The sequence below is a fragment of the Ancylobacter sp. WKF20 genome (genome assembly GCF_029760895.1).
Taxonomy (GTDB): Bacteria; Pseudomonadota; Alphaproteobacteria; order Rhizobiales; family Xanthobacteraceae; genus Ancylobacter.
The window spans coordinates 345,513-371,382 of the sequence record NZ_CP121679.1 but is presented as its reverse complement, the minus strand read 5'-3'; the positions used below and the strand labels follow the sequence as shown (position 1 = coordinate 371,382).

Genomic DNA, 25,870 nt, shown 5'->3' with positions numbered 1-25,870 from the left:
TGAAGAAGCTAGGCGAGATTGGAGCTGGCGAGCAGGCGGTCCTTGGCGGACATGACATGCGCCATGTGCGCCGCCTGCGCGCGGTCGGGGTCGTGCGCCGCGATGGCTTCCACCATCTCGTGGTGCTCGCGGTTGGACTCCTGCATGGAGCGACCCATCATCAGGCTGCGGGCGCGATAGAGCTGGAGCTGCTTGATGAGCGAGAGATACTGCGCCGCCAGCACCGGATTAGCGGCGTGGGCGACGATGAATTCGTGCAGCGCGAAATTCTCGCGCAGATAGCGCTCGGTCTCGCCGGCGGCGATCGCCTCGTCCATGGCGGTGACGAAGCCGCGCAGCGTGGCGATTTCCTCAGCCGTCGCGCGGACCGCCAGCAGCCGGCCGGCCAGGGCGAACAGGAAGGCGCGCACCTCGTAGATATGCGCCGCCTGCGCCGGGCTGAGCTTGCGCACGAACACGCCGCGATTGGGGATCTGCTCGATCAGCCCGCTCGCCTCAAGCGACCGCAACGCCTCACGGATCGGCCCTCGACTGGTGCCGAAGCGCAGCGTCAGCTCCTTCTCGTTGATCCGATCGCCCGGCGCGTATTCGCCGCTGAGGATGACGCGCTGGATCTCCTCTTCGATCAGCATCGGCAGGGAGCGTGACTTCAAAAGTTCGATCGCGGGCGTGGGCATCGGAATCTCCGTTGCCGCTGATCCAATCCTCCCGCACCCATCATGTCAACAGTAGATTGTAGGACAATTTACATTAGGTCCGGATGGCAGTAGACGCCATGGCGGCATGGCGGGCCCTAGGCGCGGCAGCGCCCGCTCCAAGTGGGGGTCTGAATGAGGGTCGCGCGCCCGAGGATTTCATCGACCACCCGTCCTCGGCGGAAGCCGATTGCGGCGGGAGTTCGACCCGGGCGACCTGGGTGGGATGAGCCAGCGAAACGACGGTTGCCGGCTCACGAGACGCCCCAGGAGGGGGGCTTCGGCAACCATACGACGTTGAGTGACCTAACGTACCATGTTAAGGAATACTCGCCCGTCTATCTGCCGGTAGCAATCAAAAGGGATTGGTTATGGCAATCAAGACCGTCAATATACCGAGATCCCTGCAAAAACTGCTCGACGAAGAGGCCGAACGTAATAACCTCAGTAGCGATGATCTGATATTATCCATCCTGGCAGATCATTTTGATTTAAATGTCCATACTGTTTTCCAGGTCTCAACATCAGGCGCTCTGGTCGCGGGTGTTTATGACAAAGAGGTTACGGTCGGGACATTGCTCGAGCATGGCGATTTCGGCCTGGGCACCTTTGCCGGACTGGATGGCGAGATGGTGGTGCTGGACGGGCGCGTCTATCAGGCGCACGGCTCGGGCAAGGTGACCGAGGCTACCAGCGAGGCGGGCGCGCCTTTCGCGGTGATCACGCACTTTACCCCCGACAGGTCAGGCACGATCAGCGATGTCGGCAGCTTCGGTGATCTGGAGGCGCGCTGCGACAGCTTCCGCGACTCCGACAACATCTTCTACGCGCTGCGTCTGCACGGCCGGTTCGCGCACATCAAGACCCGCGTGGTGAACCCGCCCGCGCCCGGGGTCGCGCTCACCGAGGCCGCCAAGTCGCAGAGCGAGTTCGAGTACGACGATGTCGTAGGAACGCTGGTGGGCATCTGGTCGCCGGCCTTTTCCAGCGAGTTCAGCGTCGAGGGCTATCACTTCCACTTCATTTCCGATGGCAAGGATCAGGGCGGCCATGTGCTGGATGTGCGGGCCACGACGCTCGACGTTCAGATCGAGGCGCTGACGGACTATCGCCTGATCCTTCCGGAAACCGAGGCGTATCTGAAGGCCAATATCGGCAAGGACATCGCTGCCGAGCTCAATGCCGCCGAACGCGGCCACTGAACGCACGTCTGCGGGGGGAACCATGTCCGACGAAAACAAAACGGCCCAGATCGGCGCCGATCTCGTCGTCCGCGCGCTTGAAGAGCGCGGCGTCACGCATGTCTTCGGCATTCCGGGGGCGAAGATCGATGCGGTCTTCAATTCTCTGGTGTCCTCGAAGATCGAGACGGTCGTCTGCCGCCACGAGCAGAATGCGGCCTTCATCGCCGGCGGCATCGGTCGCATGACCGGCAAGGCCGGCGTCTGCATCGCGACTTCCGGCCCCGGCGTCTCCAACCTCGTGACCGGGCTTGCCACCGCCAACAGCGAGGGCGACCCGATACTCGCCCTTGGCGGCGCGGTGGCGGTTGCCGATGCGGACAAGCACATCCATCAGTCCATGGATGCGGTCGCGATCCTGCAGCCGGTGACGAAATACGCGGTCAGCGTCGGCTCAACCGATCAGATCGCGGAAGTCATGGCCAATGCGTTCCGCGCCGCCGAGGGCGGGCGCGCCGGTGCGAGCTATGTCAACCTGCCGATGGACGTGATGAAGGCGCCCGCGCCGCAGTCCCCGATCGCGCTGCCGCGCTTCTCCGGCCCCGGCCCGGCCGATCCGCTCGCCATCAAGGAGGCGGCCAGGCTGATCAATGAGGCCGCCAATCCGGTCGTCCTGCTCGGCATGATGGCGAGCCGGCCAGATGCCGCCGCGGCGTTGCAGCCCTTCCTCAGCACGGGCAACCTTCCCGTCGTCGGCACCTTCCAGGCGGCCGGCGCCGTCGGCGCGTCACTGTTCGAGAATTTCGGCGGGCGCGTCGGGCAGCTCGACAATCAGCCCGGCGACGAACTGCTCGACGCAGCGGACCTGATCATCACCGTCGGCTATGATCCGGTCGAATACTGGCCGCCGGAATGGAACCGGGGAAAGACGCGCGCCATCATTCATATCGACGTGCTCCCCGCGACGCTCGACGCCGACTATCAGCCCCATGTCGAACTTGTCGGCAATATCGCGCTGACGCTGGAGGCGCTGACAGGAGGATTGCAGCGGCACGGTACGCCGGCCCTGTCGGCGGCGATGCTCCAAAAGATCGAGACGGAGCGGCGCCTGCTCGCCGAAGGCTCAGCCAGGCGCGGCGGCGTGCCCATCCATCCGCTTCGGCTCGTGCATGAGCTGCAGCAGTTCCTGAGCGACGACGTGACCGTCTGCCTCGACATGGGCTCGTTCCACCTCTGGATCGCGCGCTACATGTACAGCTTCCGCCCGCGCCAGCTCCTCATCAGCAATGGCCAGCAGACGCTTGGCGTCGCGCTCCCCTGGGCGATCGCCGCCTCGCTGGTGCGGCCGAGCGAGAAGGTGCTGTCCGTCTCCGGCGACGGCGGCTTCCTGTTTTCGGCGATGGAGCTGGAGACGGCGGTCCGCCTCGGCACCAACCTTGTGCACATGGTCTGGATCGACGGCACCTACAACATGGTGAAAATTCAGGAGGAGCTGAAATACGGCCACGGTTCGGGCGTCGAGTTTGGCCCGATCGATTACGTCAAATACGCTGAGGCGTTCGGGGCCAAGGGCGTGATGATCCGCTCGCCGGACGACATCCTGCCGGTCCTGAAGAAGGCGTTCGATACGCCCGGCCCGGTGATCATCGGCGTTCACGTCGACTACAGCGACAATGCGAAGCTCTTCGCGCAAGCCCGCGAGAACGCCTTCCATTGAGGCCCGCCCTCGGCTCCTGTTTGCGCCGCGTTGGTCCGTGGCGCGCGGAGGCCGCCATGAAAAATCGGGCCGGCCTTGCGGGCCGGCTCCGGTGGCCTGTCGCGGCCTAAAAGCGGTAGGTCGCGCCGAGCACGGGCCCCTGCATCCGCACGTCGTACAGGAAGTTGCCGTCCTCATAGTCGACCGAGAGCGCCCTATAGCCCGCGCGCAAAGCGAGGTTCTCGTTCCACTGGTAGTTCACCGTGCCGATGGCCTGCCACGTAAACTGCGAGCCGACATCGAAGCCGCCAATGTCGCCGACCAGCGTGACGCTCCACGGCCCCCCGAGCTGTGCCGACAGGCGGCCGACCAGCACCGGGTCCACCCAGCTCGTGTTCTGGCTGTACTCGATGCCTGAGGGCAGCAGGCCGGGCCCGATGGTGAGCTTGTTGTCGAGATACCAGAAGCGCAGGCCCGCGCCGGCATCGACGGAGAGCTGCGGCGTGTCATAGAGGCGGTAGAGCACATTGCCCTGCAGGGTCAGGCTTCGCGAGCGCACCTCGACATCAGCCGCATAGGGGCCGGGCATGGTGCCGCCGGGCGATACCTGGGTGAACATCACGTCCGCGAGGAAGCTCCAGCGGCCGACCCGCATCTCCCCCGCGCCCATCAGCCCGCCGTCGAGATCCTTCAGCACGTCGTTAAAGCTGAGGTCGATGTCGGTCGGCGGCAAGGGAGGCAGGGTCGAGGTCGTGCCCTTGAGCGCACTCGCCCAGAGATAGAACGAGCCGAGGAAGACCGGCGTATCGGCGGTGACAACTGGCGCCGGCTTGGCCGGCGCGGGCTTTACCGGCGGCAGCGCATCGAGATCGGCGGCGGAAGCCGGGCTGGCGGCGAGCGCGGCGAGCAGGGCGGCGCCGAGGAGGCCGGGTCGGGCGGGGCGCATAGCGGCGTAAGGCATCAATCGTTCTCCAACCCCATTTCGTACAGCGCGGCGCCGGGCGTCGCCAAGGGGGCCGACAGGGTCGCCTTGAGGGCCGCGGCGTAGAAAAGGGGCGGTGCCATGTTGCGGGCGAGGTCCACGACCTTGGCCTGCAACGCGGCCACCTTGTCGGGGTGGCGTTCCGCGAGGTCCGTGGTCTCGGAGGGGTCGGCGTCGAGATCGAACAGCTCGGCCTTGGGCGGCAGCACGACGTGCCAGACCAGCTTCCACTTGCCCTCGCGCACGGCGCCCTGGGTCGGCTCGACATTGTAGACCACAGCGTCGCGCCCGGACTGGCCGAGCGCTAGCGCCGGCCAGACATCCCGGCCATCCAGCGGCTTGGTCGTGGCGAGGGTGGCACCGGCGAGCCTCGCCAGTGTCGGCAGCATGTCCACGACATGCATCACACCGGTTGTCTCGCCCGCTTCGATGTGGCCCGGCCAGTTGGCCAGCGCGACCACCCGCGTGCCGCCCTCATAGAGCGTGCCCTTGCCTTCGCGATAGGGCGTGTTGTTCGGCGGCAGATCGCCCGCGACCGCGCCTTCGCCGGCAAACATCAGGTTCCGGGTGCCGCCATTGTCGGAATGGAACACAGTGAGCGTGTTCGCGCGCATGCCGCGTGCCTCCAGCGCCGCGATCACCCGGCCGATCTGGTCGTCCATGGCGGTGATCATGGCGGCATAGGCGCGTCGGGCCGGGTCCGCGATGGAGGCGTACATGTCGAGATAGCGCTGCGGCGCCTGATAGGGCGTGTGCGGCGCGGTGAAGGCGAGGTAGAGGAACAGCGGGACCGCCGGGTCATGCCCGCCGATCAGCCGCACCGCCTCAGCGCCGAACAGCTCGGTGTCGTAGCCGTCTTCCTTGAGCAGCTCATTGTCACGGTACCAATCGGTGACGCCGTGCGCCTCGTGCTTGAAATGGTCGATCTCGCCAACCAGCGGCCCATAGAAGCTGTCGAAGCCGCGCTGGCGGGGCCAGTATTTGCGGTCCGCATGGCCGAGATGCCATTTGCCCACCAGCGCCGTACGGTAGCCGGCCTGCTTCAGCGCCTGCGGCAGCAGGAATTCGTCAGTCGCCAGCCCGTAATCGGCACCGGAGGGGATGACACCGGTCTGCAACCCGTAGCGCAGCGGGTAGCGCCCGGTCATCAGCGCGGCCCGGGTCGGCGTGCACATGGGCTGGGTGTAGAACTGGCCGAACCGCGCGCCCCCCGCCGCCAGCCGGTCGAGGTTGGGGGTGCGAATGTCCGAGCCGTGAAAGCCGACATCGGCGAAACCGAGATCGTCGGCCATGATGTAGAGAATATGCGGGCGCGGGGCGTCCGCCGCCCGCGCGTCCCGTGCCAGCAGCGACAGGCCGGCGATGGCCGCGAGAAAGCCGGCGCCGCCGGCGAGAACGTCGCGCCGGTTGGGCGCGGTCGCGGCCGGGGCGAAGGCAGGGGGCGTGTCGGTCATGATGTCCTCATGGCGGGCGCGACCCGGCGGACACAGCGGAAGCCGATATGCACCGAGGCGGTGTCCGGGGTCTGGGGTTGGCGGGCCGCCGGGCGGTAGCGGCGGCAATAGCTGGGCGCGCACAGATGCGAGCCGCCTTTCAGCACCTTGCGCGGGGCATCGGGCGCGAGTGGATCGAGGCTCTCCAGCGCACTCCCCCCGCGCGGGTTGCGGGGGATGCAGCAGGGCTTGCCGCCCGGTTCGCGGTGACGCGGGCGGTACCAGTCGTCGGTCCACTCCCAGGCATTGCCGATCATGTCGAACAGGCCGAAACCATTCGGCGGATAGGCGGTGACGGGCGAGGTGCCGGCATGGCCGTCCTCGGCGAGATTCTCCATCGGAAAACGGCCCTGCCAGGTGTTGGCACGGTGCACGCCGCCGGGCGCGAGCTCGTCGCCCCAGGCATAGTCGGCGCCATCAAGCCCGCCGCGGGCGGCGAATTCCCACTCGGCCTCGCTGGGAAGTTCCTTGCCGCTCCACTGCGCATAGGCGAGCGCGTCGGCATGGGCGACCTGCACCACGGGATGGTCCATCCGTCCCGCGATGGAACTGCCGGGGCCCTGCGGATGGCGCCAGTCGGCGCCGGGGGTGAAGCGCCACCACCGCGTCCAGTCCCGCGCGTCGCCCTCGTCCACCGGCGAGACAAAGACCAGCGCCCCGGGAACCAGCAGGCGGGGATCGGCCCCGGGATAATCCTCCGGCCGTGGCCGGCGCTCGGCCAGGGTGACGTAGCCGGTGGCGGCGACGAAATGGGAGAAGTCCCAGTTGGTGACGGGAGTGCGATCAATGAAGAAGCCGTCCACCGTGACCGGATGAGCCGGGCCTTCCTCGGGATAGTGGCGGTCGGACCCCATGAGGAAGCGGCCACCCGCGATCCACATCATGCCATCTACGGCGTGGGCGCCGGGATCAGCCTGAAGAGCTTCCGCACCCTTTGCGCCCATCACCAGTGTCACTTCCACGCCTGTCTAAGCGGCTGACCGTCGGGGCGGCGCACGTCTGTGTCGATCGGGACGAGCCATAGCCAAAGGGCGAAGCGCTACTCAATTGCCATTTCGCGCCAGCATTGCCTCGCGCCATCTCACGGGCGAGGCGCCCTCCCAGCGACGAAAGGCGCGGACGAAATGGGCCGGGTCGCGATAGCCGAGCATCCGGCCAATCGACATGACCGGGAGCGTCCGGTCGGCGAGGTAGCGCCGGGCCTGCCGATGCCGCCACGCCTCCACCTGCGCCTCGAACGTCGTCCCGAGCCGCGCCAACTGGCGCTGGAGGCTGCGCGGCGACAGGCCAAGGCACCGCGCCGTGTCGAGAAGCGACAAGTGCCCCGCCATCGCTGCGGCGGCGATGATGAGGTCGAGCGTCTCGACCAGCGCGCGGTCGTCGCGAGGACTCCACACGAGGGGTGGCGTTCCCCCCTCCTCCGGCGGCGGCGGCAGGGTGCCGAACAAGGCGTTGGGACGGTCGAGCCAGGCCGCGTCGAAGCTCACGGTGATTCCGACGCCATTGCCGAACGAGACGCCAGCAGCGAGCTTGTCCTCATAATCGCGGACCGGCATGCGCGCCCGGTGCGGCAGCTCAACGTGAAGGTCGCCACCCGCCTCCCCCGCGACCGCCCGCAGCGCGGCAACCACGAAGCCGGCAACGCCCTCATTGAGCACCCCGGCGTGGCCGGCATCGCTGTCCGCGAAGGCGTGCTGCCAGCACGCCCGTCCGCCGGTCTCGCGGATGGCGATATGGACCCCGCCCTGCAAGGAGGGCATGTGGCGCGTATGGGCGTGAAGGCATTCGCGCAGCGTCCGCCCTCCGAGCAGGGCTTGCCCGCTGGGGCCCAGGCGCAGCGGGTCCGCGCCGGCCGCGAGGTCAAGCCCGATACCGGGCGCGCCAGCCCGCCGCGAGAAATCTTCCAGCAGGGTGGCGATCTGCGCCCGCGCGACATGGCGGCCCGGTTCGAGCTCCCCGCCGATGCCCGCCCGGCCGAGCAGCGGCGCCAGCGCCACGCCCTGACGATCGGCGACGTCCGGCAGCATATGGACCAGCGAGAGATTGACGGGATGTCGATCCCACATCGGCGATGACGTCCCGCCCGGCAAAGACAATGATGGTGATTTCTAACGCCATATCATTCGTCAGGCCACGCGCATTGTTGCGCTTCTGGCGTGGGCCGCGCCACCCTCATCGGCCGCTCCGCCCTTTTCAGATGGATCCATCCGGTGTTGGCCCGACCACGGCCTCCGCCAGTTGCGCCCTCACCCAGCGATGGGCAGGGCTGCGATGGGTGCGCGCGTGCCAGACGGCCAGCTTGGTAAAGCCGGGAATGGCAAGGGGCGGCGGGAATGTCGCAAGGCCGGGCACGCCGGCGACCAGCCGGCTCGGCACGGTCGCGATGAGGTCTGTGCTCCGCACCAGCTGCAGAAGAGCGAGAAAGCTGGACAGCGTCACCACAACGCGCCGTTCAAGCCGCTGCGCGGCAAGCGCGGTATCGACCACGCCGCGAAACCGGTCCCCGGCGAACGACACCAGCACGTGGTCGAGCGCACAGAACCGCGCGAGACCGAGCGCGGGGCCCGGTGCATCGGGGTGCCCCTCCCGCAGCACGCCGACATAATGCTCGTCGAAGAGCGCGCGGAAATGAAGCTCGGGCGGCGCGGCCTCGGGCGTCATGAGGGCCAGGTCGATATCCCCCCGCTCGAACTCGTCAATGATGCGCGCCTCGTCCAGTGGGCGGACCGCCACCCGGATGTTTGGCGCCGTCCGGCGCAGCCTTGCGATGAACGGCACGATCACCGCGTCAAGCGCATAGTCGGTGGCGGCGATGGAGACCGTCAGGCTCGCGGTCGCCGGATCGAAAAGCGGAAGCTCCATCAGCCCGGCAATATCGGCGAGGATCTGCTTCACCGCCGGCGCCAGTTCGCCGGCACGCGCCGTCGGGACGATACCGCGCCGTGTGCGGACGAACAGCGGATCACCGAAACTGGCGCGCAGCCGCGTCAGCATTCCGCTCACCGCCGGCTGGGTGAGGCCGAGACGCTCGGACGCGCGCGTCACGCTGCGCTCGTCCAGCAGCGCATCGAGCGCGCGCAGCAGGTTCAGGTCAAGTTCTCTGATATCAGCCAAGTTAATGATCCAAATCGCTGCACGCGATTGGCATTATATCTCAATCTCCCGCATAGGCACGCACAGGAAAGGGAGCGGACGCACCCCGCAGGAGACACAACATGCACGAGATCGCCTGGCCGCATGATTACCTGCCCGGCTTCACCGATAATTTCGCCTCCAATGAAGTGATCGTGGCCGGCCTCGGCGCCGCCGACGTCTGGCCTCTGCTGGCCACCGCGCCGCTCTGGCCGAGCTACTATGCCAACTCCGCCAATATTCGCTTTCATGACGGCAAGGGCCCCGAGCTGGCGGACGGCGCGCGGTTCTATTTCGAGACCTTCGGCTTCCCGGTCGAGGCCGAGGTGGTCGAGTTCGCCCCGCCGCAAGACGGGCAGCCCGGCCGTGTCGCCTGGCATGGCTGGGCTGGCGCAGGCGATACGAGGCTGGACGTGCATCACGCCTGGCTCATCGAGGATCTGCCCGGCGGCCGCGTGCGCATTCTCACGCAGGAAACGCAGAAGGGTAAGCCGGCCGTGGACCTCGCCCGCGCCAAGCCCAACCCGATGATCAATGGCCATCAGGATTGGCTGGAGGGACTTGCCGCTGCCGCCCTCCAGCGCAAGGGCAAGCGCTGAGCGCAGAGACTTCCCTGCCCCAAACAAATCGCCCGGACGTGCCGCCGTAAAGCGGTCCATCCGGGCGAGTTGGTCGTCAGGCTCGGCAGATCGGCCACACGGCCGATCGGAGAACCGGATCAGAAGCGGTAGTTGATGCCGGCGCGGACGGTGCTGAAGGACACGTCCACATCGCGGCCGAGATATTCCTCGCTGCCGAGGTCGGTCCACAGATACTCGACCTTGGCGCTCCAGTTCGGCGAGAAGGCGTATTCGGCGCCGGCGCCGACCGTGTAGCCGACATGGGTGTTGCTGTCGGAACCGCCGCCGGTGAGATAGTTGAAGTCGATCTCGTTCTTGCCATAGGCGAGACCGCCGGTGACGTAGGGCAGGAACATGTCGAAGGCGTAGCCGAGGCGGGCACGCACCGTGCCGAAATAGTCCATGCTGCTGTTGAGCGAACCGCCGCCGACGAAGTCATAGCCGGTGTTCAGGTCGGCGTACTGCAGGTCGGCCTCGATGCCGAACACCACATTGTCCCACTGCCAGTTATAGCCGATCTGGCCGCCGACGATGGCACCATCCTGGCCGCCGAGATCGAAGCCATTGTCGAAGTCCGAGCTGCCCCAGCCATAGCCGGCATTCGCGCCAATATAGAAGCCCTGCCAGGTGAAGACAGGAACGGGGGCGATGTAGGCCGCCGGCGCCTTGACCGGGAGGTCCGCCGCGAAGGCCGTACCGCCCATCAGCACCAGTGCAACCGCGGAGAGTGAAAACTTACGCATCGGGAGACCCCTCAGGTTTACGATATTGGCCCAAGCCTAACATCGTGAAAACGCGCCAACTAGTGCATGAAAAGCACAGACAGACACTTCATTTACAACATCATTACGCTGATTATTCGCACGAATAGCATCATGATACCCGATTACGGTATGATAATGCTTAGATGTTGCTTGAATTATTACTAATCGATCAACGGTGCCAGCAAGGTTTTATTAACCCGCCCCCGGCGCACGCCGCGACCGGCCCGGACTTGCCGCACCGCACACCCCACGCTCAGGTTGTATTCCCGGCGCGGGGGTCACCCGATTTCATGGTATTTAGCTACGCATTGCCCCACCCCCCAAAGTAGTCGCACAGTCGCGCATCAACCCCGAACACCCGGTGGAGGTTCCATGCGCGGACTGATCGACGATATCGCCCGAGAGACCGGCAGCATTCCGCTAGGATGGGCCGGTTCGACTATGCAGATGAATTATCTCAATTTCGGAGATGCTCTCAGCCCGGTGATGGTATCACTGGCAAGCGGGCTGCCGGTGCATCGCGTGCCCACCAAGTCGAGCTCCCCCCGCATGGCGGCGGTGGGCACCATCGGCCACGGCTTCGCTGGCGGCGACGTGTATTTCTGGGGCACGGGCTGCTCGAACTGGCTGAACCCCGGCAAGGGCGCGGAGGAGCGCCAGCCTTTCGTTCCATCGCCCGACAGTCGGTTCCATGTGCGGGCAACGCGCGGCCCGGTGTCGGAGAGGCTGCTGAATGGCGGTGGCACGGGCAGCGGCATCTATGGCGATCCGGTCTGGCTACTGCCGCAGTTTCACGCCGCGCCGGTCGGCAAGAAGTGGAAGCTCGGCTGCATCCTGCACCTCTCCGAACTCGCCGACCGGGACTATGAGGCCCACCCGCACGCGGCCGACCTGCGCTATGTCGTGCCGGCGGAGTTCGCTGACGACGTCCACCTCATCACCACCGTCACGCCGATCACCATCGACGGGCTGCGCGACAAGATCGACGAGATCCGCGCCTGCGAGCGCATCGTCTCCACCAGCCTGCACGGCATGGTCATCGCCGAGAGCTACGGCATTCCCTGCCTTTACTTCTCCCCGCAGGGCGACAGCCCCGGACCGATCGACCTGGCGCTGGAGCCCGATGGCAATGTCGATCTGCGCATCGTCGACCTTTACCGCGGCATGGGACGGGAGACGCTGCGCGCCTTCGGCCAGCCGCGCGCGCGGGCGACCGATTGGGGACGGCTGATGGCCGATATCGACGCGAACTGGCGCCCCATCGACCTGAAGGACGCCGATGCGCTGCTCGACGCCCTGCCCGTCCAACCCGCCCCTTTGGAGGCCCCGCCCGGCGGCAGCATCTGGGACCACCCGGTCATTCGCTCTCTGGCGCTCCAGCACGATGTCGCGCAGCTCAGGCGCGACGACAAGGCGCGCAGCGCTCGCCCCGCGGCACCAAAGGCCGGTGTGGCCGCCGCGCCATAGCGCGCCATAAACCGCTGCGACGGCGGGCGCCGGACCCACAACCCGCCCGTCGCGGCATTATTTCAAAATTCAAACCATCGACGAATGGCTGCCGATGCGGCAACAATCGGCAAGGCTCGGCAGAGCGTCAGGGGTTGGCGCATGCCGGCGCAGTGAGCCGAGAGGGCAGGATGCGAGTGACGAACTGGGGAGCGGTGGCATTGGTCGCCGCGCTGGGGTGGATGGGGGCCGCGCCGGCTTCCGCGCAGACCCTGGCTTTGAGCAACGTATTTCCCAAGCCGTATGATTTCGGGATCGGTCCCAAAAGCGGTTCCGGCGTCTCGCCGATCCGCCGCACCACGGTGCGCTATGACGGGCCCTATGCGCCCGGCACCATCGTGGTGAACACCGCCGAGCGCCGGCTCTATCTCATCCAGCCGGACGGCACGGCGCTGAAATACGGCATCGGTGTCGGCCGCGACGGCTTCCGCTGGTCGGGCGTGAAGACCATTACCCGCAAGGCCGAGTGGCCGGGCTGGACCCCGCCGCCGCAGATGCTCCAGCGCCGGCCCGATCTGCCGCGCTACATGCCCGGCGGCATCGACAACCCGCTCGGCGCGCGCGCCATGTATCTGGGCTCATCGCTCTACCGCATCCACGGCTCGAACGAGCCGGAGACGATCGGCCAGGCGGTGTCCTCGGGCTGCTTCCGCATGACCAATGACGACGTCACCGACCTCTACAGCCGGGTGAATGTCGGCACCAAGGTCATCGTGCTGAACTGACACGGCCTCAGCGTCATCCCGGACGGCCGCAGGCCGATCCGGGATCGTCACGGGGATGGAGGGCGATCCCGGCTCTCCGGCTTCGCCTTCGGCCGGGATGACGGCACGGATTAATCAATGCCGGCGCACGGTCCCCGGCAGGTCGCGGGAGAGGTTCTTGGCGGCGAGTTCCTGAAGATAGCGCGGCCAGCGCGTCGGGTGCTCGCGGCCGAGCTGATGGAACGTGTCCCAGGTGTAGATGCCGGTCGAGTGGCCGTCGTCGAAGATCAGCCGCACCGCGTAATTGCCGACCGGGATCACCTCCTGGATGCGCACCTCGCGCTTGCCGGACACGAGCTGGCGGTCGGCCGGAGAGTGCCCCTGGACCTCGGCCGAGGGGCTCTCGACCCGCAGATATTCCGCGCTCAGCGTGAAATTGGCGCCATCCTCGAAGGCGATGGTCAGCGCGCCCTTGTCCTTGTGGATCTTGATCTCGGTCGGCCAGGCGTCGGTCATGGCGTGTCCCCTTGCTTGTCCCTGCGCGTGCGTCCCCCACATAGAGGCGGGCGGGCCGCTCGCCAAGGTGGCGCGAGGCACGCGCCGACGTGCGGGCCGGGAAGACCTCACCGTCAAGTGACCGTCAAGTGGCTCCGGCAATCGCCCGATAGGGTTCAGCGCCTTGGCACTGCCCAGCGGACCGATTAGAAATGATAGAAATTGACGCTACTTAACCCATCAGGGGCGGCGTCTCGGGAGCCTAGCGTGAGCCGACCGGAAGCCATCATCGACCAGTTCCAGCGGGAGGCGCCGCGCGCCCCGCTCATGGACACGTTCGGCCGCGCTGTCAGCTATCTGCGCGTCTCCGTCACCGACCGCTGCGACTTCCGCTGTGTGTACTGCATGGCGGAACACATGACGTTCCTGCCCAAGCCCGAATTGCTGACGCTGGAGGAGCTGGATCGCCTCTGCTCCGCCTTTGTCGTGCGCGGGGTGAAGAAGCTGCGCCTCACCGGCGGCGAGCCTCTGGTGCGCCGGGACGTGATGACGCTGTTCCGCTCGCTCTCCCGCCACCTCGATTCGGGCGCGCTGGAAGAACTCACCCTCACCACCAATGGCTCGCAGCTCGCCCGTTTCGCCGGCGATCTCGCCGCGTGTGGCGTCAAGCGCATCAATGTCTCGCTCGACACGCTGGACCCGGCGAAGTTCCGCGCCCTCACCCGCTGGGGCGACCTGTCCAAGGTGCTCGCCGGCATCGACGCCGCGCAGAACGCCGGCATCCATGTGAAGCTCAACGCCGTCGCGCTGGCCGGCGATAACGAGGCGGAAATCCCCGCCCTCATCGAATGGGCGCATGGGCGCGGCATGGACATCTCGCTCATCGAGGTCATGCCGCTGGGCGAGACCGGGGCCGAGCGGCTCGACCAGTATCTGCCGCTCTCCACGGTGCGCGAGAGGCTGGCCGAGCGCTGGACGCTGGAAGATATCCCGTTCCGCACCGGCGGCCCGGCGCGCTACGTCTCGATCAAGGAAACCGGGGGCCGTCTCGGCTTCATCACGCCGCTGACGCATAATTTCTGCGAGGGCTGCAATCGGGTGCGCGTCACCTGTACCGGCACGCTCTATATGTGCCTCGGCCAGGACGACGCGGCGGACCTGCGCACCCCGCTGCGCGCCTCGGAAAGCGACGACCGGCTGCACGCCGCGCTCGACGACGCGATCTTCCGCAAGCCGAAAGGCCACGATTTCGTGATCGACCGCCCCGGTCGTCCGCCCGCGCTGCGCCGGCACATGAGCGTTACCGGCGGCTGAGCCCGCCGGCCTCCCCGTCTGCTGCCCGCCTGCCGCATGGGTGCTTCCCGCCACGCTTTATTGCTGCGCTGCAACAGGATGTGCATAGCTCTCCCTCATCCGTAGAGCTACCTAGCTTCCTCCTGATTCTCTGTTCCGGGCGTGATCGACCATGCAGCTCCCGCTGTTGGCTTTGGCCATGGCTTCCTTTGGCATTGGCACCACAGAATTCGTCATCATGGGGCTGTTGCCCGAGGTGGCCGCCGATCTCGGCGTCTCCATCCCGGCGGCGGGCCTGCTGGTGACGGGCTATGCGCTCGGCGTCGTGGTCGGCGCGCCCATCGTCGCCATCATCACCAATTCCCTGCCGCGCAAGGCGACGCTGATGGGCCTTGCCAGCATGTTCGTGCTCGGCAATTTCCTGTGCGCCATCGCGCCGGATTACTGGTTCCTGATGGCCGCGCGCGTGGTCACCGCCTTCTGCCACGGCGCCTTTTTCGGAATCGGCGCGGTGGTGGCGGCGAGCCTCGTGCCGGTGAACCAGCGCGCCAGCGCCATCGCGCTGATGTTCGCGGGGCTGACGCTGGCCAATGTGCTGGGCGTGCCGCTCGGCACCGCGCTCGGCCAGGCCTGGGGCTGGCGCTCCACCTTCTGGGCGGTGGTCGCAATCGGCATTCTCGCGGTGAGCGCCATCGCGCTCTGGGTGCCCCGTGATATTCCGCACAGTGCCGGCAACATCCTCAAGGAATTCGCGGTGCTGAAGCGCCCGCAGGTGGTGCTGACCATGTTGATGAGCGTGCTGGCCTCGGCGAGCCTGTTCACCGTCTTCACCTATATCGCGCCGCTGCTGCGCGAGGTCACCGGCCTTACCCCGCATACCGTCACCTATGTGCTGCTGCTGTTCGGCGTCGGCATCACCATCGGCAACATCCTCGGCGGGCGGCTGGCCGACTGGCGGCTGATGCCCTCGCTGATGGCGAGCTTCATCGGTCTCACGGTCGTGATGGTCGCGATGGTGTTCACCAGCGCCTTCGTGGCCGCCGCCATCGCCACCGTCTTCGTGTGGGGAATTCTCGTCTTCGCCGTGGTGCCGCCGATCCAGACCCGCGTGGTCGACGCGGCTGTAGGTGCGCCGAACCTCGCCTCGACGCTCAATCAGGGCGCCTTCAACCTCGGCAATGCGGCTGGCGCGTGGATCGGCGGCGCGGCGATCACGGTCGGCATCGGCTATGCGGAACTGCCCTGGGTCGGGGCGGCGCTGGCGGTCGGCGCGCTCGGCCTGTGCATGGTCTCGCAGGCGCTGGAGCGGCGCGATGGCGGCCTCGTCAGCGCGGCGGACGCCCCGGCATGCGAAGAGTGCTGAGCTGACCCGCAAGTAACGCGGAGCCGAAAACAGCTTTGCGTAAGGTCTCGTCTTTATTCCGACGCGATCGGCGAGCCCTTATGCGCCTTCACCTCTTTCGGCTTTCGCGTTCCAATGCACCCCTCGACCCTTCTGCGCCGCGGCATCCTCCTGATGATCGCCGGCTCCTGCGTCTTTGCCGCCAATGACGCCTTCTCCAAGCTCGCGCTGGCGCATATCCCGCCCTCGCAGATCCTCGCCGTGCGCGGGGTGATGGCGATCAGCTTCCTGGTCGCGATCATGGCGTGGAAGCGCGAGACCGGGATGCTGCGCTACGTGTTCGATGCGCGGGTGCTGCTGCGCGGCGTGCTGGAAGCCTTCACGGCGATGCTGTTCATCACCGCCATCGTCACCATGTCGATCGCCGACGCGACCGCGATCATCCAGGTCGCCCCGCTCGCCACCATGGCGGCGGCGGTGCTCTTCTTCGGCTCGCGCATCCGGCCGCTGGAATGGGTGGCGGTGGGCGTCGGCTTCGTCGGCGTCACGCTGATCGTCAAGCCGGGCAGCTCAGCCTTCGATCCGATGGCGATGCTGCCGCTGGGCGCCGCCCTGCTCATCGCCATCCGCGATTTCATCACTGGCCGCATCGGCGCGCATGTGCCGACGCTGGTGGTCACCTTCGCCACCGCCGGCATCGGCATGCTGATCGGCTTCGCCGGCAGCACGGTGGAGGACTGGCAGGCGCTGGACCTGATGACGCTGGGCTATCTGCTCGCCGGCAGCATCTCGCTCATCGGCGGGCACATGCTCACCATCGCCGCCTTCCGCGGCAATGATCCCGCCGCCATCGCGCCCTTCCGCTACGCGGCGGTGGTGTGCTCGGTCGGCATTTCCGCCGCCGTGTTCCACGCCATGCCGGACTTCGTCTCGCTGATCGGCATGGCCGTCATCATGGCCGCCGGGCTGTTCTCCATGAGCCAGCACCGCCCGGCCCCGGATGTCGTCGCCACGCCGGTGCTCGACACCCTGCCGGACGAGCCGCGCAAGGCAGCCTGAGCCTCACTTGCCTGCCGGAACGAAAACGGGCCGCCCTTGGGGCGGCCCGTATCGTTTCAGGGTCAGGGCGATCAGCCGCGCGTGCGGGCGCGGATCATGTAGCCGTCATACGGATACTCGCCGACCTGCCACCACAGATACTCCTCGTTGCGGAAGGCCAGCATCGAGTCGTAAATCGTCTTGAAGTCCGCGTTCTTGGCGGAGATCTCGCCCATCAGCGCGATGTTCTCCTTGTACGCCGCGTCCATCAGGTCCGCCGGGAACGGGCGAAGCTGGGCGCCGCCCGCCACCAGCCGGCGCAGCGCGCCGGGGTTGCGCGCGTCATACTTGGCCAGCATGTCGGCATTGGCATAGGCCGAGGCCGCCTCGAACGCCGACTGATAGGCGCGCGGCAGCTCGTTCCACGCCGCGAGATTGGCGACGAAGTGGATGGTCGGGCCACCCTCCCACCAGCCGGGATAGTAATAATAGGGCGCGACGCGGTTGAAGCCGAGCTTCTCGTCATCCACCGGGCCGACGAACTCGGCCGCGTCGATCGTGCCCTTTTCCAGCGCCGGGTAGATGTCGCCGCCCGCGAGGTTCTGCGGCACCAGGCCGAGGCGCGAGAGCACCTGGCCGGCAAGGCCCGGCAGGCGCATCTTCAGGCCCTTGAGGTCGTCGACCGACTTGATCTCCTTGCGGAACCAGCCGCCCATCTGCGCGCCGGTATTGCCGCCGGCAAAGCCGATGACGCCGGACTTGGCGAGGAAGGCGTTCTGCAGCTCGTTGCCGCCGCCATGGTAGAGCCACGCCGTCTGCATCCGCGCGTTCAGCCCGAAGGGCATCGTGGTGAAGGGCGCGAAGGCCGGGTTCTTGCCGATATAGTAATAGAGCGCGGTCTGGCCCATCTCGACCGTGCGGTTCTGCACCGCGTCGAAGGCCTGCAGGCCCGGCACAATCTCGCCGGGGGCGAAGACGTCGATGGTGAAGCGCCCGTCGGTGGCCTCGCCGACATATTTCGACAGCAGCAGCGAGGCGCCATAGATGGTGTCGAGCGTCTTGGGGTAGCTCGAGGTCAGGCGCCAGCGGATCTGCGGCGCGCTCTGGGCGATGGCGGGCGCGGCCAGCGTCGAGGCGGCAGCGGCAAGGCCCGCGCCCTTCAGCAGGCGGCGGCGGGACGTCGAGGTCGTCATAGCGGTTCCTTCTGCTTTTCTTGGCGCGGCCGCGCAGGCAGCCGTGCCTCAGCCCTTTGTGCGGGCGCGGATCATGTAGCCGTCATAGGGGTATTCGCCAACCTGCCACCACAGATACTCCTCGTTACGGAAGGCGAGGAGCGAGTCCATGATCTTCTTGAAGCCGGCATTCTTGGCGCCGATCTCGGCATAGAGCTCGGTCGTCGCCGTGTAGGAGGCGTCGATGAAGCTCTGCGGGAAGGGGCGAAGCTGCGCGCCCGCGGCCACCAGCCGGCGCAGCGCCGCCGGGTTGCGGGCGTCGTACTTCGCCAGCATGTCGGCATTGGCATAGGCGGTCGCCGCCTCGAAGATCGCCTGATAGGGCTTGGGCAGCTCGTTCCATTTCGCCCGGTTGACGATGACGTTCATCGTCGGCCCGCCATCCCACCAGCCGGGATAGTAGTAATAGGGCGCGACCTTCACGAAGCCGAGCTTCTCGTCGTCATAGGGGCCGACCCATTCGCAGGCGTCGATTGTGCCTTTTTCCAGCGCGGCATAGATGTCGCCCGGCGCGATCTGCTGCGGCACGACGCCGAGCTTGGCGACCACCTGCCCAGCAATGCCGCCAATGCGGAACTTCAGCCCCTTGAAGTCGGCGACGTCCTTCACTTCCTTGCGGAACCAGCCGCCCATCTGGGTGCCGGTATTGCCGCCGAGGAAGCCGACGAGGTTGTATTTCGCCAGCACCTCGTCCTGCAGCTCGCGCCCGCCGCCATGGTAGTACCAGGCGTTCTGCTGGCGGGCATTGAGGCCGAAGGGCACGGTGGTGAAGCAGGCGAAGCTCGGATCCTTGCCGAGATAGTAATAGAGCGGGGTCTGGGCGACCTCGACCGTGCCGTTCTGCACCGCGTCCAGCGCCTGAAGGCCCGGCACGATCTCTCCGGCGGCGTAGTTCTGGATGACGAAGCGCCCGTCGGTCGCCTCGCTCACATATTTCGACACCAGCTCATTGGCGCCGAAGATCGCGTCCAGCACCTTGGGCACGCTGGAGGTGAGGCGCCAGCGCACCTGTGGCGCGCTCTGGGCGATAGCGGGAGCCGCAACGGCGGTGACGGCGGCGGTGGTCGCGAGACCGGCGCCGCGCAGGACGGCCCGACGCCCGAGCGCCGCGCCTTTCGGGGACTGCTGTGTCATGGCGGCTTTTCCTGTCACTTCCCGCCGGGCGATGCAACCGCAACCCCGTTACAGCGACTTCACATGACAATGCCCGGGAGAGACCCCCGGGCATTGCGTTCGGTGGGTGGTCGCGATCTCGCCTCAGCCGCGCGGGCGGGTGCGGATCTGGAAGCTGTCGAAGGTGTATTCGGCCACCTGCCACCACAGATTCTCTTCGTTGCGGAAGGCCTGCATGGTGTCGATCGCCTTCTTGAAGTCCGGGTTCTTGGCGGAGATCTCGGCCCAGAGCTCGTTGGTCGCCTTCAGGCAGGCTTCCATGACTTCGGTCGGGTACGGGCGCAGCTGCGTGCCATTGGCCACCAGGCGCTTGATCGCCGGCGGGTTCTGCACGTCGTAGCGCGCCTGCATGATGGTGTTGGCATAGGTCGAGGCCGCCCGCAGCGCCGCCTGATAGGGCTTGGGCAGCTCGTTGTACTTTTCCAGATTGGCGAAGGCGTGGATGGTCGGGCCACCTTCCCACCAGCCGGGATAGTAATAGTACTTCGCGACCTTGTAGAAGCCGAGCTTCTCGTCGTCATAGGGGCCGACCCACTCGGCGCCGTCGATCGTGCCCTTTTCCAGCGCCGGATAGATGTCGCCGCCGGCGATCTGCTGCGGCACGACGCCGAGCTTGGACATCACCTGACCGGCAATGCCGCCGATGCGCATCTTGAGGCCGTTAAGGTCGGCGACGGTCTTGATCTCCTTGGAGAACCAGCCGCCCATCTGCGTGCCGGTGTTGCCGCAGGGCATGCCGAACACGTTGTACTTCTTGTAGAACTCGTTGAAGAGCTCGTTGCCGCCGTTCTGGTACAGCCAGGCGTTCTGCTGGCGGGCATTGAGGCCGAACGGCACCGAGGCAGCCACCGCGAAGGTCGGATCCTTGCCGACGAAGTAATATGAGACGGTGTGGCACATCTCGACCGTGTTGTTCTGCACGGCGTCGAGCACCTGCAGGCCGGGCACGATCTCACCGGCGGCGAAGACCTGGATCTGGAACTTCCCGTCGGTCAGCTCGGAGACCATCTTCGACATGACGTCGGCGCCGCCATAGATGGTGTCGAGCGACTTAGGGAAACTGGAGGCGAGGCGCCATTTGATTTCGGGGGCGGACTGGGCGATGGCCGGCGCGGCGATGGTGGTGGCGGCAGCCGCACCGGTGCCGGCGGCGGCCAAGAACTGACGGCGCTTCATGCTGTCTCTCCTGATGGGATTTCCTCACGGCGCGGTTGGCGCATTGGCGCGCTTCCACACACGATTTTCTGTTCGACCTAACTGGTACGCCACGGATTTCCGCAACGCAACGGCGCGGGATGTGCGCCTTTTGTCGAGGGGTGATGACGCTTCGCTCAGTCGACGCTCCAGTCTTCCACGACGAGGTCCGGCACGCGGCCAAACTCGCGGACATTGCCGGTCACCAGCACCAATCCGCGCGCCAGCGCGTGCGCCGCGATCCAGAGGTCATTGCCGCCGATAATGGCGCCGCGCGCTTCCAGCGCCGCGCGAACACGGCCATAGACGAGGGGGGCATCGCCCGGCAGCGGGTCGACCGGGATCGCTTGTGTCAGCCGCTGAAGAACCTCCTGCGCCTCGTCGCGACGCACGCTCTTCTCGGCGCCGTAACAGAGCTCGCCATACACCACTGCCGACATCACCACCTCCCCCGGCTGAAGGCGGCTCAGTCGCTCAACCAGCGAAGACGGGCGCCGTCGTCGCAGCGCGATGATGATGTTGGTGTCGAGCAGGTAGCGCGCCGCCATTAACGCTCGCCACTATCAACAGGCGCCGGTGGTGGATCATCCGGTGCCTCGGTCAATACGTCCTCGGGAAGGGCGTCGAGAATGTCGAGAAGATGCGCCAGCCCTTCCGGCTTTTCGCGCAGCACGATCTCGTCGCCGCGTCGGAAAATCTCGACCTCAGGACCCTTCAGGCGGAATTCCTTCGGCAGCCGGACAGCCTGGCTATTGCCGGAGATGAAGACTTTCGCGGTGCTCATGAGGGGCCTCACCTGACCATCGTATATACATTCACATATATACGATGGTCAGGCACTGGCTTCAACGCTGCCCCTCACCCCTCCATGACGATGCGCGGCGCCGGGCGGGCGGCGTTGCGGCGGCCAGCGAGGGCTTCGCGCACGGAATTGGCGATGCCGCGGTAGATCTGCGCCTCGTGGCTGTCAGGCGCCGTCGCGGTGATCGGGCGGCCGGCGTCCGAGGTCTCGCGGATCGACAGGTGCAGCGGCACCTCGCCGAGGAAGGGCACGCCGAAACGCTGCGCCTCATGCCGCGCGCCTCCATGGCCGAACACGTCGGAGCGCCCGCCGCAATGCGGGCACATGAAGTAGCTCATGTTCTCGACGATGCCGAGCACGGGCACGTTCACCTTCTGGAACATGGCGATGCCGCGCCGCGCGTCGATCAGCGCGAGATCCTGCGGGGTGGAGACGATCACCGCGCCGGCCAGCGGCACCTGCTGCGCCATGGTCAGCTGCGCGTCGCCGGTGCCCGGCGGCATGTCGACGACGAGAATGTCGAGCGGCGCCCAGTTCACTTCCTTCAGCAGCTGGCTGATGGCGGACATCACCATCGGGCCGCGCCAGATCATCGGGGTCTCTTCGTCCACCAGGAAGCCGATGGACATGACCTTCAGGCCGAAGGCCTGCATGGGCTGGATCATCCGCCCGTTCACCTCCGGCTTGCCGCGCAGCCCCATGAGGCGCGGCACGGAGGGGCCGTAAATATCGGCATCGAGCAGGCCGACCTTCAGCCCGGTGGCGGCAAGGCCGAGGGCGAGATTGGCGGCCAGAGTCGACTTGCCGACGCCGCCCTTGCCGGAAGCCACGGCGATAATGGCGCCGACGCCGGGCAGGCCGGAGGATTCCTTCTGCGGATCGGCCGGCGGCTGGGGGTGAGAATGGCCGGCGTGCGCGTGACCGGCGTGAGAATGCCCGGCGTGCGAATGGCCTTCATGGGAATGCCCACCCTGGCCGGAGACGCGCACCGGCTGGGTGGACGTGCCACCAGCGGGCGCCGCCCCGCCCTTACGCTCGGCGGTCAGCGCCACCAGCGCGGAGGTAATGCCGGGCGTGCCGCGCACCGTGCGTTCCACCGCCGCGCGCACCGGCTCCCAGGCCTTCGCCTCGCCCGCATCCACGGTGATCGACATATAGACCTTGCCGTTGGACACGAGGATGTCGGAGAGCACGCCGGTCTCCGTCACCGGCCGACCGTCCGGCGCCGAGACCTGAGCCAGCCGCGCGCGAACCTCGTCTGCCGTCGCCATGATCGTCTCCTCGCTGGACATGTTCCAAACGGTGTTTCACCCGTGAGACACCACAGATAGGCAAGCGTCAACCCGGCGCCAGTCGTTGCGTGATTGATGCGCTCAATGGACGGCGCAATGCCCATGGAACGTCCACAGCGACTTTCTGACTAGGAATGAAGCAGGCCCCGTTGCGCTATATTTGGAAATAATGCCAGCATGGGTAGCCGGTAAGAAAACCAACAACCGGACGACACACGTCAGAGGGGACTATCATGAGCTTCGTTACCCGCCGGGCCCTGTCGCGCCTGTTCGCCGCCGCGGCGTTCTTCGTCGCCCCAGCCATCGTCGGCACCGTCGGCATGGACGCCGCCTCCGCGAAGGAATGGAAGACCGTCCGCATCGGCACGGAGGGCGCCTACCCGCCCTTCAACTATATCGAGAATAACGAGCTCAAGGGCTTCGACATCGACATCGCCAAGGCGCTCTGCGCGAAGATGAAGGTCACCTGCACCTTCGTCGCGCAGGATTGGGACGGCATCATCCCCGCCCTGCTCGCCGGCAAATACGACGCCATCGTCGCCTCCATGTCGATCACGGAAGAGCGGCAGAAGCAGATCGCCTTCTCCAAGAAGTACTACAAGACTCCGGCCACCTTCGCCGTGCCGAAGGATTCCAAGATCACTGACACCTCGCCGGCCGCCCTCAAGGGCAAGGTGCTCGGCGCGCAGGCCTCGACCATCCATTCCAACTACCTCGAGGACGTGTACGGCAAGGCCGGCGCCGAGGTGAAGCTCTATGGCAAGCAGGACGAGGCCAATCTCGACCTCGCCAATGGTCGCCTCGACGGCATCCTGGCCGACAAGGTCGTGCTGATGGAATGGCTGGCCACCAAGGATGGCGCCTGCTGCAAGTTCACCGGCGCCGAATACACCGACCCGAAATACTTCGGCGAGGGCGTGGGCGTGGGTATCCGCAAGGATGACCCGGAGCTGGTCGCCATGTTCAACAAGGCGATCGACGAGATTCGCGCTGACGGCACCTACAAGACCATCAACGACAAGTATTTCCCCTTCAGCGTCTACTGAGCGCGCCGCGCCGTTCCGGGCCTGCCGGAACGGCGCCTGACCTTTGGGCCGAACGCGGAGCGCGCCCCTTTCGATGCTGGACCTCCTACGTCTCATCTCCTTCGGCCCGGATGGCTGGGGAGACGAAATCCTCGCGGGCGCGCTCGTCACCATCGAGCTCGCCGTCGTGACCCTGCCGATCGGCATCGCCATCGGCCTCGGCGTGGCGCTGGCGAAGGATTCGCCGAACTGGCTGCTGCGCGCCGCCGGCAATTTGTTCACCACCGTGTTCCGCGGCCTGCCCGAACTGCTGACGCTGTTCATCGTCTATTATGGCGGGCAGATGCTGCTCACCCGCATCGCCGGCTATTTCGTCGAGGGCGCGCATGTCGAGGTGAACCAGTTCGTCGCCGGCGTCGCCGCGCTCGGCCTCGTGCTTGGCGCCTTCTCCAGCGAGGTGCTGCTCGCCGCCATCCGCGCCGTGCCGCGCGGGCAGAAGGAAGCCGCCGCCGCGCTCGGCCTGTCGAAGTTCCGCGTGTTCCGGCTGGTCACCTTCCCGCAGCTCTGGCGCGTGGCGCTGCCGGGCCTGTCCAACAACTGGATGGTGCTGCTCAAGGACACCTCGCTGGTCTCGGTGATCGCCATCACCGATCTGATGCGCCAGACCGCCATCGCGGTGGGTGTGACCAAGCAGCCCTTCTTCTTCTACCTCGTCGCCTGCCTGATTTATCTGGTGTTCTCCGGCCTTTCGAGCGTGGTGTTCACCCGGCTGGAGGCGCGCGCCTCCCGTGGCTTCAAGCGCGTGGGAGGCCACTGATGCAGACGTTTCTCGATCTTGTCGGCGCCGGCTTTCTGTCGCTGATGAGCTTCATCGGCCTCAACAGCGATCTGATGGGGCGCTACGGCCTGCGCTTCCTCGAGGGCGTGTGGGTCACGCTGCAGCTCGTCATCATCTCGGTCGGCATCGGCGCGCTGCTCGCCTGGCCGCTGGCCATCGCCCGCATCGAGGGCGGCAAGCTGCTCGCCGGCCTGTCCTTCGGCTATTCCTACTTCTTCCGCGGCACGCCGCTCTTGGCGCAGACCTTCCTGATCTATTACGGCGCCGGCCAGTTCCGCGAGGCGCTGACCGAGGTCGGGCTGTGGTGGTTCTTCCGCGACGCCTTCAACTGCGCGGTACTGACCTTCACGCTCAACACCGCCGCCTATCAGTCGGAAATCCTGCGCGGCGCCATACAGAGCCTGCCGGTCGGCCAGATGGAGGGCGCGCAGGCGCTCGGCCTCACCCGCGTGCTGGCCTATCGCAAGGTGATCGTGCCGCAGGCCTTCGCCATCGGCCTGCGCCCGCTCGGCAATGAGCTGATCCTGATGATCAAGTCGAGCGCCATCGCCTCGGTGATCACGGTCTATGACCTGATGGGCGTGACGCGCCTCGCCTTCTCCCGCTCCTACGATATGGAGGTCTATCTCTGGGCGGCGGCGCTCTATCTCATCATGGTCGAGATCGTCCGCCGGGTGTGGGACGTGCTGGAGCGCCGGCTCAACCGGCACCTGCTGGTCTCGCGCTGAGCGCGGGTTTTTCCGGTTAAGTCCGGTTCACCGGAAAAGCCGACGCTTGTTGTTTCGGCGCCTTTCTTCACGCGAGCCGGGACTCCGCGTCGCTCGAAAAGGCGCGAACCACCACGAAAAAGGCCGCATCGCCAGAGGCGGATGCGGCCTGTGCCGATTGGGGCGACGGCGCTCACGCCTTCAGGGTGCGCCGCCAGGCGTCCAGCGCCACCGCTAGCGAAATGACGCACCAGAAGACGAGATACTCGATGCCGCCGCGCGCCCAGAACCAGCCCAGTCCCTTGGTCTGAATGATCGCATAGGCGGCGACGACGAGGCAGCCCGCCGATGCCAGCGCGATCCAGCGCGTGAACAGGCCGAAGGTGAGGCCGACGAAGGCCAGCGTCTCAAAGATGATCGACAGCGCCAGGAAGAACGGCGCCGGCTGGAGGCCCGCCCGGTCGAAAAAGGCCAGCGAGCTCTCGATGCCGGTCAGCTTCTGGATGACATGCGGGGCATAGAAGGCTCCCGCCGCAAGGCGGACGATATTCATGCCGTCGGTGAGCACGAAGGCGTCGGGCAGCAGCACGGGGCCGACAATCTTCCTCAGCAGGCCGGCAGAACCCGCGGGGGCAACAAGGGCGGTGGTCATCTGATGTCTCCACT

The 25,870-nt window shown here is 66.5% G+C and carries 26 protein-coding genes; 11 read left to right on the top strand and 15 right to left on the bottom strand.

Going from position 1 to position 25,870, the window contains the following annotated elements:
• Positions 1 to 8 precede the first annotated feature (8 nt).
• A complete protein-coding gene (locus AncyloWKF20_RS01710) occupies positions 9 to 677 on the bottom strand; it encodes an FCD domain-containing protein (RefSeq protein ID WP_279316250.1) in 669 nt (222 codons plus the stop codon).
• Between the two features lie 389 nt (positions 678 to 1,066).
• Between AncyloWKF20_RS01710 and budA the strand changes: the two genes are divergently transcribed.
• Both budA and alsS read left to right on the top strand, forming a co-directional pair.
• Positions 1,067 to 1,897 (top strand): acetolactate decarboxylase, encoded by an 831-nt coding sequence (gene budA, locus AncyloWKF20_RS01705; protein ID WP_279316249.1) that lies wholly within the window; start codon positions 1,067 to 1,069, stop codon positions 1,895 to 1,897.
• Between the two features lie 22 nt (positions 1,898 to 1,919).
• Positions 1,920 to 3,593 carry an acetolactate synthase AlsS gene (gene alsS, locus AncyloWKF20_RS01700; RefSeq protein ID WP_279316248.1) on the top strand — a complete coding sequence of 558 codons (1,674 nt, stop codon included), beginning with the start codon at positions 1,920 to 1,922 and terminating at the stop codon, positions 3,591 to 3,593.
• A 106-nt stretch (positions 3,594 to 3,699) separates the two neighbouring features.
• On the opposite strand, the gene AncyloWKF20_RS01695 is transcribed toward alsS, so the two are convergent.
• From AncyloWKF20_RS01695 to AncyloWKF20_RS01675, 5 genes are all read right to left on the bottom strand, one after another.
• On the bottom strand, positions 3,700 to 4,533 hold the full coding sequence (locus tag AncyloWKF20_RS01695) for a hypothetical protein (protein ID WP_279316247.1): 834 nt from the start codon (positions 4,531 to 4,533) through the stop codon (positions 3,700 to 3,702).
• Positions 4,533 to 6,008 (bottom strand): arylsulfatase, encoded by a 1,476-nt coding sequence (locus AncyloWKF20_RS01690; protein ID WP_279316246.1) that lies wholly within the window; start codon positions 6,006 to 6,008, stop codon positions 4,533 to 4,535. Before AncyloWKF20_RS01690 ends, AncyloWKF20_RS01695 begins: the two co-directional genes overlap by 1 nt.
• A complete protein-coding gene (locus tag AncyloWKF20_RS01685; RefSeq protein ID WP_279317850.1) occupies positions 6,005 to 6,991 on the bottom strand; it encodes a formylglycine-generating enzyme family protein in 987 nt (328 codons plus the stop codon). Before AncyloWKF20_RS01685 ends, AncyloWKF20_RS01690 begins: the two co-directional genes overlap by 4 nt.
• A gap of 99 nt (positions 6,992 to 7,090) precedes the next feature.
• Complete coding sequence (locus tag AncyloWKF20_RS01680; RefSeq protein ID WP_279316245.1) at positions 7,091 to 8,113, bottom strand: AraC family transcriptional regulator; 1,023 nt, start codon at positions 8,111 to 8,113, stop codon at positions 7,091 to 7,093.
• Between the two features lie 127 nt (positions 8,114 to 8,240).
• The gene (locus tag AncyloWKF20_RS01675; protein WP_279316244.1) at positions 8,241 to 9,161 is read right to left on the bottom strand and encodes a LysR family transcriptional regulator; all 921 of its coding nucleotides are present in this window, start codon (positions 9,159 to 9,161) and stop codon (positions 8,241 to 8,243) included.
• 101 nt (positions 9,162 to 9,262) lie between these two features.
• Between AncyloWKF20_RS01675 and AncyloWKF20_RS01670 the strand changes: the two genes are divergently transcribed.
• Positions 9,263 to 9,778 carry an SRPBCC domain-containing protein gene (locus AncyloWKF20_RS01670; protein WP_279316243.1) on the top strand — a complete coding sequence of 172 codons (516 nt, stop codon included), beginning with the start codon at positions 9,263 to 9,265 and terminating at the stop codon, positions 9,776 to 9,778.
• Between the two features lie 119 nt (positions 9,779 to 9,897).
• On the opposite strand, the gene AncyloWKF20_RS01665 is transcribed toward AncyloWKF20_RS01670, so the two are convergent.
• Positions 9,898 to 10,542: a porin family protein gene (locus tag AncyloWKF20_RS01665; RefSeq protein WP_279316242.1), complete on the bottom strand. Its 645-nt coding sequence runs from the start codon at positions 10,540 to 10,542 to the stop codon at positions 9,898 to 9,900.
• A gap of 393 nt (positions 10,543 to 10,935) precedes the next feature.
• Here AncyloWKF20_RS01665 and AncyloWKF20_RS01660 point away from each other — a divergent pair, with 393 nt between their 5' ends.
• Together AncyloWKF20_RS01660 and AncyloWKF20_RS01655 are read left to right on the top strand one after the other, a co-directional pair.
• Positions 10,936 to 12,030: a polysaccharide pyruvyl transferase family protein gene (locus AncyloWKF20_RS01660; RefSeq protein ID WP_279316241.1), complete on the top strand. Its 1,095-nt coding sequence runs from the start codon at positions 10,936 to 10,938 to the stop codon at positions 12,028 to 12,030.
• Between the two features lie 170 nt (positions 12,031 to 12,200).
• Positions 12,201 to 12,794: a L,D-transpeptidase gene (locus AncyloWKF20_RS01655; protein WP_279316240.1), complete on the top strand. Its 594-nt coding sequence runs from the start codon at positions 12,201 to 12,203 to the stop codon at positions 12,792 to 12,794.
• A gap of 114 nt (positions 12,795 to 12,908) precedes the next feature.
• On the opposite strand, the gene AncyloWKF20_RS01650 is transcribed toward AncyloWKF20_RS01655, so the two are convergent.
• Positions 12,909 to 13,289: a DUF971 domain-containing protein gene (locus AncyloWKF20_RS01650; RefSeq protein ID WP_279316239.1), complete on the bottom strand. Its 381-nt coding sequence runs from the start codon at positions 13,287 to 13,289 to the stop codon at positions 12,909 to 12,911.
• A 306-nt stretch (positions 13,290 to 13,595) separates the two neighbouring features.
• Here AncyloWKF20_RS01650 and moaA point away from each other — a divergent pair, with 306 nt between their 5' ends.
• The 3 genes from moaA (at position 13,596) to AncyloWKF20_RS01635 (ending at position 16,962) form a co-directional block, all read left to right on the top strand.
• The gene (gene moaA, locus AncyloWKF20_RS01645) at positions 13,596 to 14,582 is read left to right on the top strand and encodes a GTP 3',8-cyclase MoaA (protein ID WP_267585761.1); all 987 of its coding nucleotides are present in this window, start codon (positions 13,596 to 13,598) and stop codon (positions 14,580 to 14,582) included.
• 151 nt (positions 14,583 to 14,733) lie between these two features.
• Positions 14,734 to 15,924, top strand: coding sequence for an MFS transporter (locus tag AncyloWKF20_RS01640; protein WP_279316238.1), 1,191 nt, complete (start codon positions 14,734 to 14,736; stop codon positions 15,922 to 15,924).
• Between the two features lie 114 nt (positions 15,925 to 16,038).
• Positions 16,039 to 16,962 carry a DMT family transporter gene (locus tag AncyloWKF20_RS01635; protein ID WP_279316237.1) on the top strand — a complete coding sequence of 308 codons (924 nt, stop codon included), beginning with the start codon at positions 16,039 to 16,041 and terminating at the stop codon, positions 16,960 to 16,962.
• 71 nt (positions 16,963 to 17,033) lie between these two features.
• On the opposite strand, the gene AncyloWKF20_RS01630 is transcribed toward AncyloWKF20_RS01635, so the two are convergent.
• From AncyloWKF20_RS01630 to AncyloWKF20_RS01605, 6 genes are all read right to left on the bottom strand, one after another.
• Positions 17,034 to 18,134, bottom strand: coding sequence for a TRAP transporter substrate-binding protein (locus tag AncyloWKF20_RS01630; RefSeq protein ID WP_279316236.1), 1,101 nt, complete (start codon positions 18,132 to 18,134; stop codon positions 17,034 to 17,036).
• Between the two features lie 48 nt (positions 18,135 to 18,182).
• The gene (gene dctP / locus AncyloWKF20_RS01625) at positions 18,183 to 19,307 is read right to left on the bottom strand and encodes a TRAP transporter substrate-binding protein DctP (protein WP_279316235.1); all 1,125 of its coding nucleotides are present in this window, start codon (positions 19,305 to 19,307) and stop codon (positions 18,183 to 18,185) included.
• A gap of 123 nt (positions 19,308 to 19,430) precedes the next feature.
• Complete coding sequence (locus AncyloWKF20_RS01620) at positions 19,431 to 20,522, bottom strand: TRAP transporter substrate-binding protein (RefSeq protein ID WP_279316234.1); 1,092 nt, start codon at positions 20,520 to 20,522, stop codon at positions 19,431 to 19,433.
• Between the two features lie 155 nt (positions 20,523 to 20,677).
• Positions 20,678 to 21,088, bottom strand: a complete 411-nt coding sequence (locus AncyloWKF20_RS01615; RefSeq protein ID WP_279316233.1) for a type II toxin-antitoxin system VapC family toxin — start codon at positions 21,086 to 21,088, stop codon at positions 20,678 to 20,680.
• Positions 21,088 to 21,324, bottom strand: coding sequence for an AbrB/MazE/SpoVT family DNA-binding domain-containing protein (locus AncyloWKF20_RS01610; RefSeq protein WP_279316232.1), 237 nt, complete (start codon positions 21,322 to 21,324; stop codon positions 21,088 to 21,090). The genes AncyloWKF20_RS01615 and AncyloWKF20_RS01610 overlap by 1 nt, the downstream gene beginning before the upstream one ends.
• 74 nt (positions 21,325 to 21,398) lie before the next feature.
• Entirely contained in the window at positions 21,399 to 22,613 is a 1,215-nt protein-coding gene (locus AncyloWKF20_RS01605) for an Mrp/NBP35 family ATP-binding protein (RefSeq protein ID WP_279316231.1), read from the bottom strand.
• A gap of 341 nt (positions 22,614 to 22,954) precedes the next feature.
• Between AncyloWKF20_RS01605 and AncyloWKF20_RS01600 the strand changes: the two genes are divergently transcribed.
• The 3 genes from AncyloWKF20_RS01600 to AncyloWKF20_RS01590 all read left to right on the top strand — a co-directional run bounded on the left by AncyloWKF20_RS01600 (position 22,955) and on the right by AncyloWKF20_RS01590 (position 25,225).
• The gene (locus AncyloWKF20_RS01600; protein ID WP_279317849.1) at positions 22,955 to 23,680 is read left to right on the top strand and encodes an ABC transporter substrate-binding protein; all 726 of its coding nucleotides are present in this window, start codon (positions 22,955 to 22,957) and stop codon (positions 23,678 to 23,680) included.
• Positions 23,681 to 23,753: 73 nt separating this feature from the next.
• Positions 23,754 to 24,476 carry an ABC transporter permease gene (locus AncyloWKF20_RS01595; RefSeq protein WP_279316230.1) on the top strand — a complete coding sequence of 241 codons (723 nt, stop codon included), beginning with the start codon at positions 23,754 to 23,756 and terminating at the stop codon, positions 24,474 to 24,476.
• A complete protein-coding gene (locus AncyloWKF20_RS01590) occupies positions 24,476 to 25,225 on the top strand; it encodes an ABC transporter permease (protein WP_279316229.1) in 750 nt (249 codons plus the stop codon). The genes AncyloWKF20_RS01595 and AncyloWKF20_RS01590 overlap by 1 nt, the downstream gene beginning before the upstream one ends.
• Before the next feature lie 172 nt (positions 25,226 to 25,397).
• Here AncyloWKF20_RS01590 and AncyloWKF20_RS01585 read toward each other — a convergent pair whose 3' ends face one another.
• Complete coding sequence (locus AncyloWKF20_RS01585) at positions 25,398 to 25,856, bottom strand: DoxX family protein (RefSeq protein ID WP_279316228.1); 459 nt, start codon at positions 25,854 to 25,856, stop codon at positions 25,398 to 25,400.
• Positions 25,857 to 25,870: the final 14 nt, after the last annotated feature.

Excerpts from the sequence above, each read along its gene's own strand:
- AncyloWKF20_RS01710 (WP_279316250.1), bottom strand. The coding sequence starts at position 677 with ATGCCCACGCCCGCGATCGAACTTTTGAAGTCACGCTCCCTGCCGATG.
- budA (WP_279316249.1), top strand. The coding sequence starts at position 1,067 with ATGGCAATCAAGACCGTCAATATACCGAGATCCCTGCAAAAACTGCTC.
- alsS (WP_279316248.1), top strand. The coding sequence starts at position 1,920 with ATGTCCGACGAAAACAAAACGGCCCAGATCGGCGCCGATCTCGTCGTC.
- AncyloWKF20_RS01695 (WP_279316247.1), bottom strand. The coding sequence starts at position 4,533 with ATGCCTTACGCCGCTATGCGCCCCGCCCGACCCGGCCTCCTCGGCGCC.
- AncyloWKF20_RS01690 (WP_279316246.1), bottom strand. The coding sequence starts at position 6,008 with ATGACCGACACGCCCCCTGCCTTCGCCCCGGCCGCGACCGCGCCCAAC.
- AncyloWKF20_RS01685 (WP_279317850.1), bottom strand. The coding sequence starts at position 6,991 with ATGGGCGCAAAGGGTGCGGAAGCTCTTCAGGCTGATCCCGGCGCCCAC.
- AncyloWKF20_RS01680 (WP_279316245.1), bottom strand. The coding sequence starts at position 8,113 with ATGTGGGATCGACATCCCGTCAATCTCTCGCTGGTCCATATGCTGCCG.
- AncyloWKF20_RS01670 (WP_279316243.1), top strand. The coding sequence starts at position 9,263 with ATGCACGAGATCGCCTGGCCGCATGATTACCTGCCCGGCTTCACCGAT.
- AncyloWKF20_RS01665 (WP_279316242.1), bottom strand. The coding sequence starts at position 10,542 with ATGCGTAAGTTTTCACTCTCCGCGGTTGCACTGGTGCTGATGGGCGGT.
- AncyloWKF20_RS01660 (WP_279316241.1), top strand. The coding sequence starts at position 10,936 with ATGCGCGGACTGATCGACGATATCGCCCGAGAGACCGGCAGCATTCCG.
- AncyloWKF20_RS01655 (WP_279316240.1), top strand. The coding sequence starts at position 12,201 with ATGCGAGTGACGAACTGGGGAGCGGTGGCATTGGTCGCCGCGCTGGGG.
- AncyloWKF20_RS01650 (WP_279316239.1), bottom strand. The coding sequence starts at position 13,289 with ATGACCGACGCCTGGCCGACCGAGATCAAGATCCACAAGGACAAGGGC.
- moaA (WP_267585761.1), top strand. The coding sequence starts at position 13,596 with ATGGACACGTTCGGCCGCGCTGTCAGCTATCTGCGCGTCTCCGTCACC.
- AncyloWKF20_RS01640 (WP_279316238.1), top strand. The coding sequence starts at position 14,734 with ATGCAGCTCCCGCTGTTGGCTTTGGCCATGGCTTCCTTTGGCATTGGC.
- AncyloWKF20_RS01635 (WP_279316237.1), top strand. The coding sequence starts at position 16,039 with ATGCACCCCTCGACCCTTCTGCGCCGCGGCATCCTCCTGATGATCGCC.
- AncyloWKF20_RS01630 (WP_279316236.1), bottom strand. The coding sequence starts at position 18,134 with ATGACGACCTCGACGTCCCGCCGCCGCCTGCTGAAGGGCGCGGGCCTT.
- dctP (WP_279316235.1), bottom strand. The coding sequence starts at position 19,307 with ATGACACAGCAGTCCCCGAAAGGCGCGGCGCTCGGGCGTCGGGCCGTC.
- AncyloWKF20_RS01620 (WP_279316234.1), bottom strand. The coding sequence starts at position 20,522 with ATGAAGCGCCGTCAGTTCTTGGCCGCCGCCGGCACCGGTGCGGCTGCC.
- AncyloWKF20_RS01615 (WP_279316233.1), bottom strand. The coding sequence starts at position 21,088 with ATGGCGGCGCGCTACCTGCTCGACACCAACATCATCATCGCGCTGCGA.
- AncyloWKF20_RS01610 (WP_279316232.1), bottom strand. The coding sequence starts at position 21,324 with ATGAGCACCGCGAAAGTCTTCATCTCCGGCAATAGCCAGGCTGTCCGG.
- AncyloWKF20_RS01605 (WP_279316231.1), bottom strand. The coding sequence starts at position 22,613 with ATGGCGACGGCAGACGAGGTTCGCGCGCGGCTGGCTCAGGTCTCGGCG.
- AncyloWKF20_RS01600 (WP_279317849.1), top strand. The coding sequence starts at position 22,955 with ATGGACGCCGCCTCCGCGAAGGAATGGAAGACCGTCCGCATCGGCACG.
- AncyloWKF20_RS01595 (WP_279316230.1), top strand. The coding sequence starts at position 23,754 with ATGCTGGACCTCCTACGTCTCATCTCCTTCGGCCCGGATGGCTGGGGA.
- AncyloWKF20_RS01590 (WP_279316229.1), top strand. The coding sequence starts at position 24,476 with ATGCAGACGTTTCTCGATCTTGTCGGCGCCGGCTTTCTGTCGCTGATG.
- AncyloWKF20_RS01585 (WP_279316228.1), bottom strand. The coding sequence starts at position 25,856 with ATGACCACCGCCCTTGTTGCCCCCGCGGGTTCTGCCGGCCTGCTGAGG.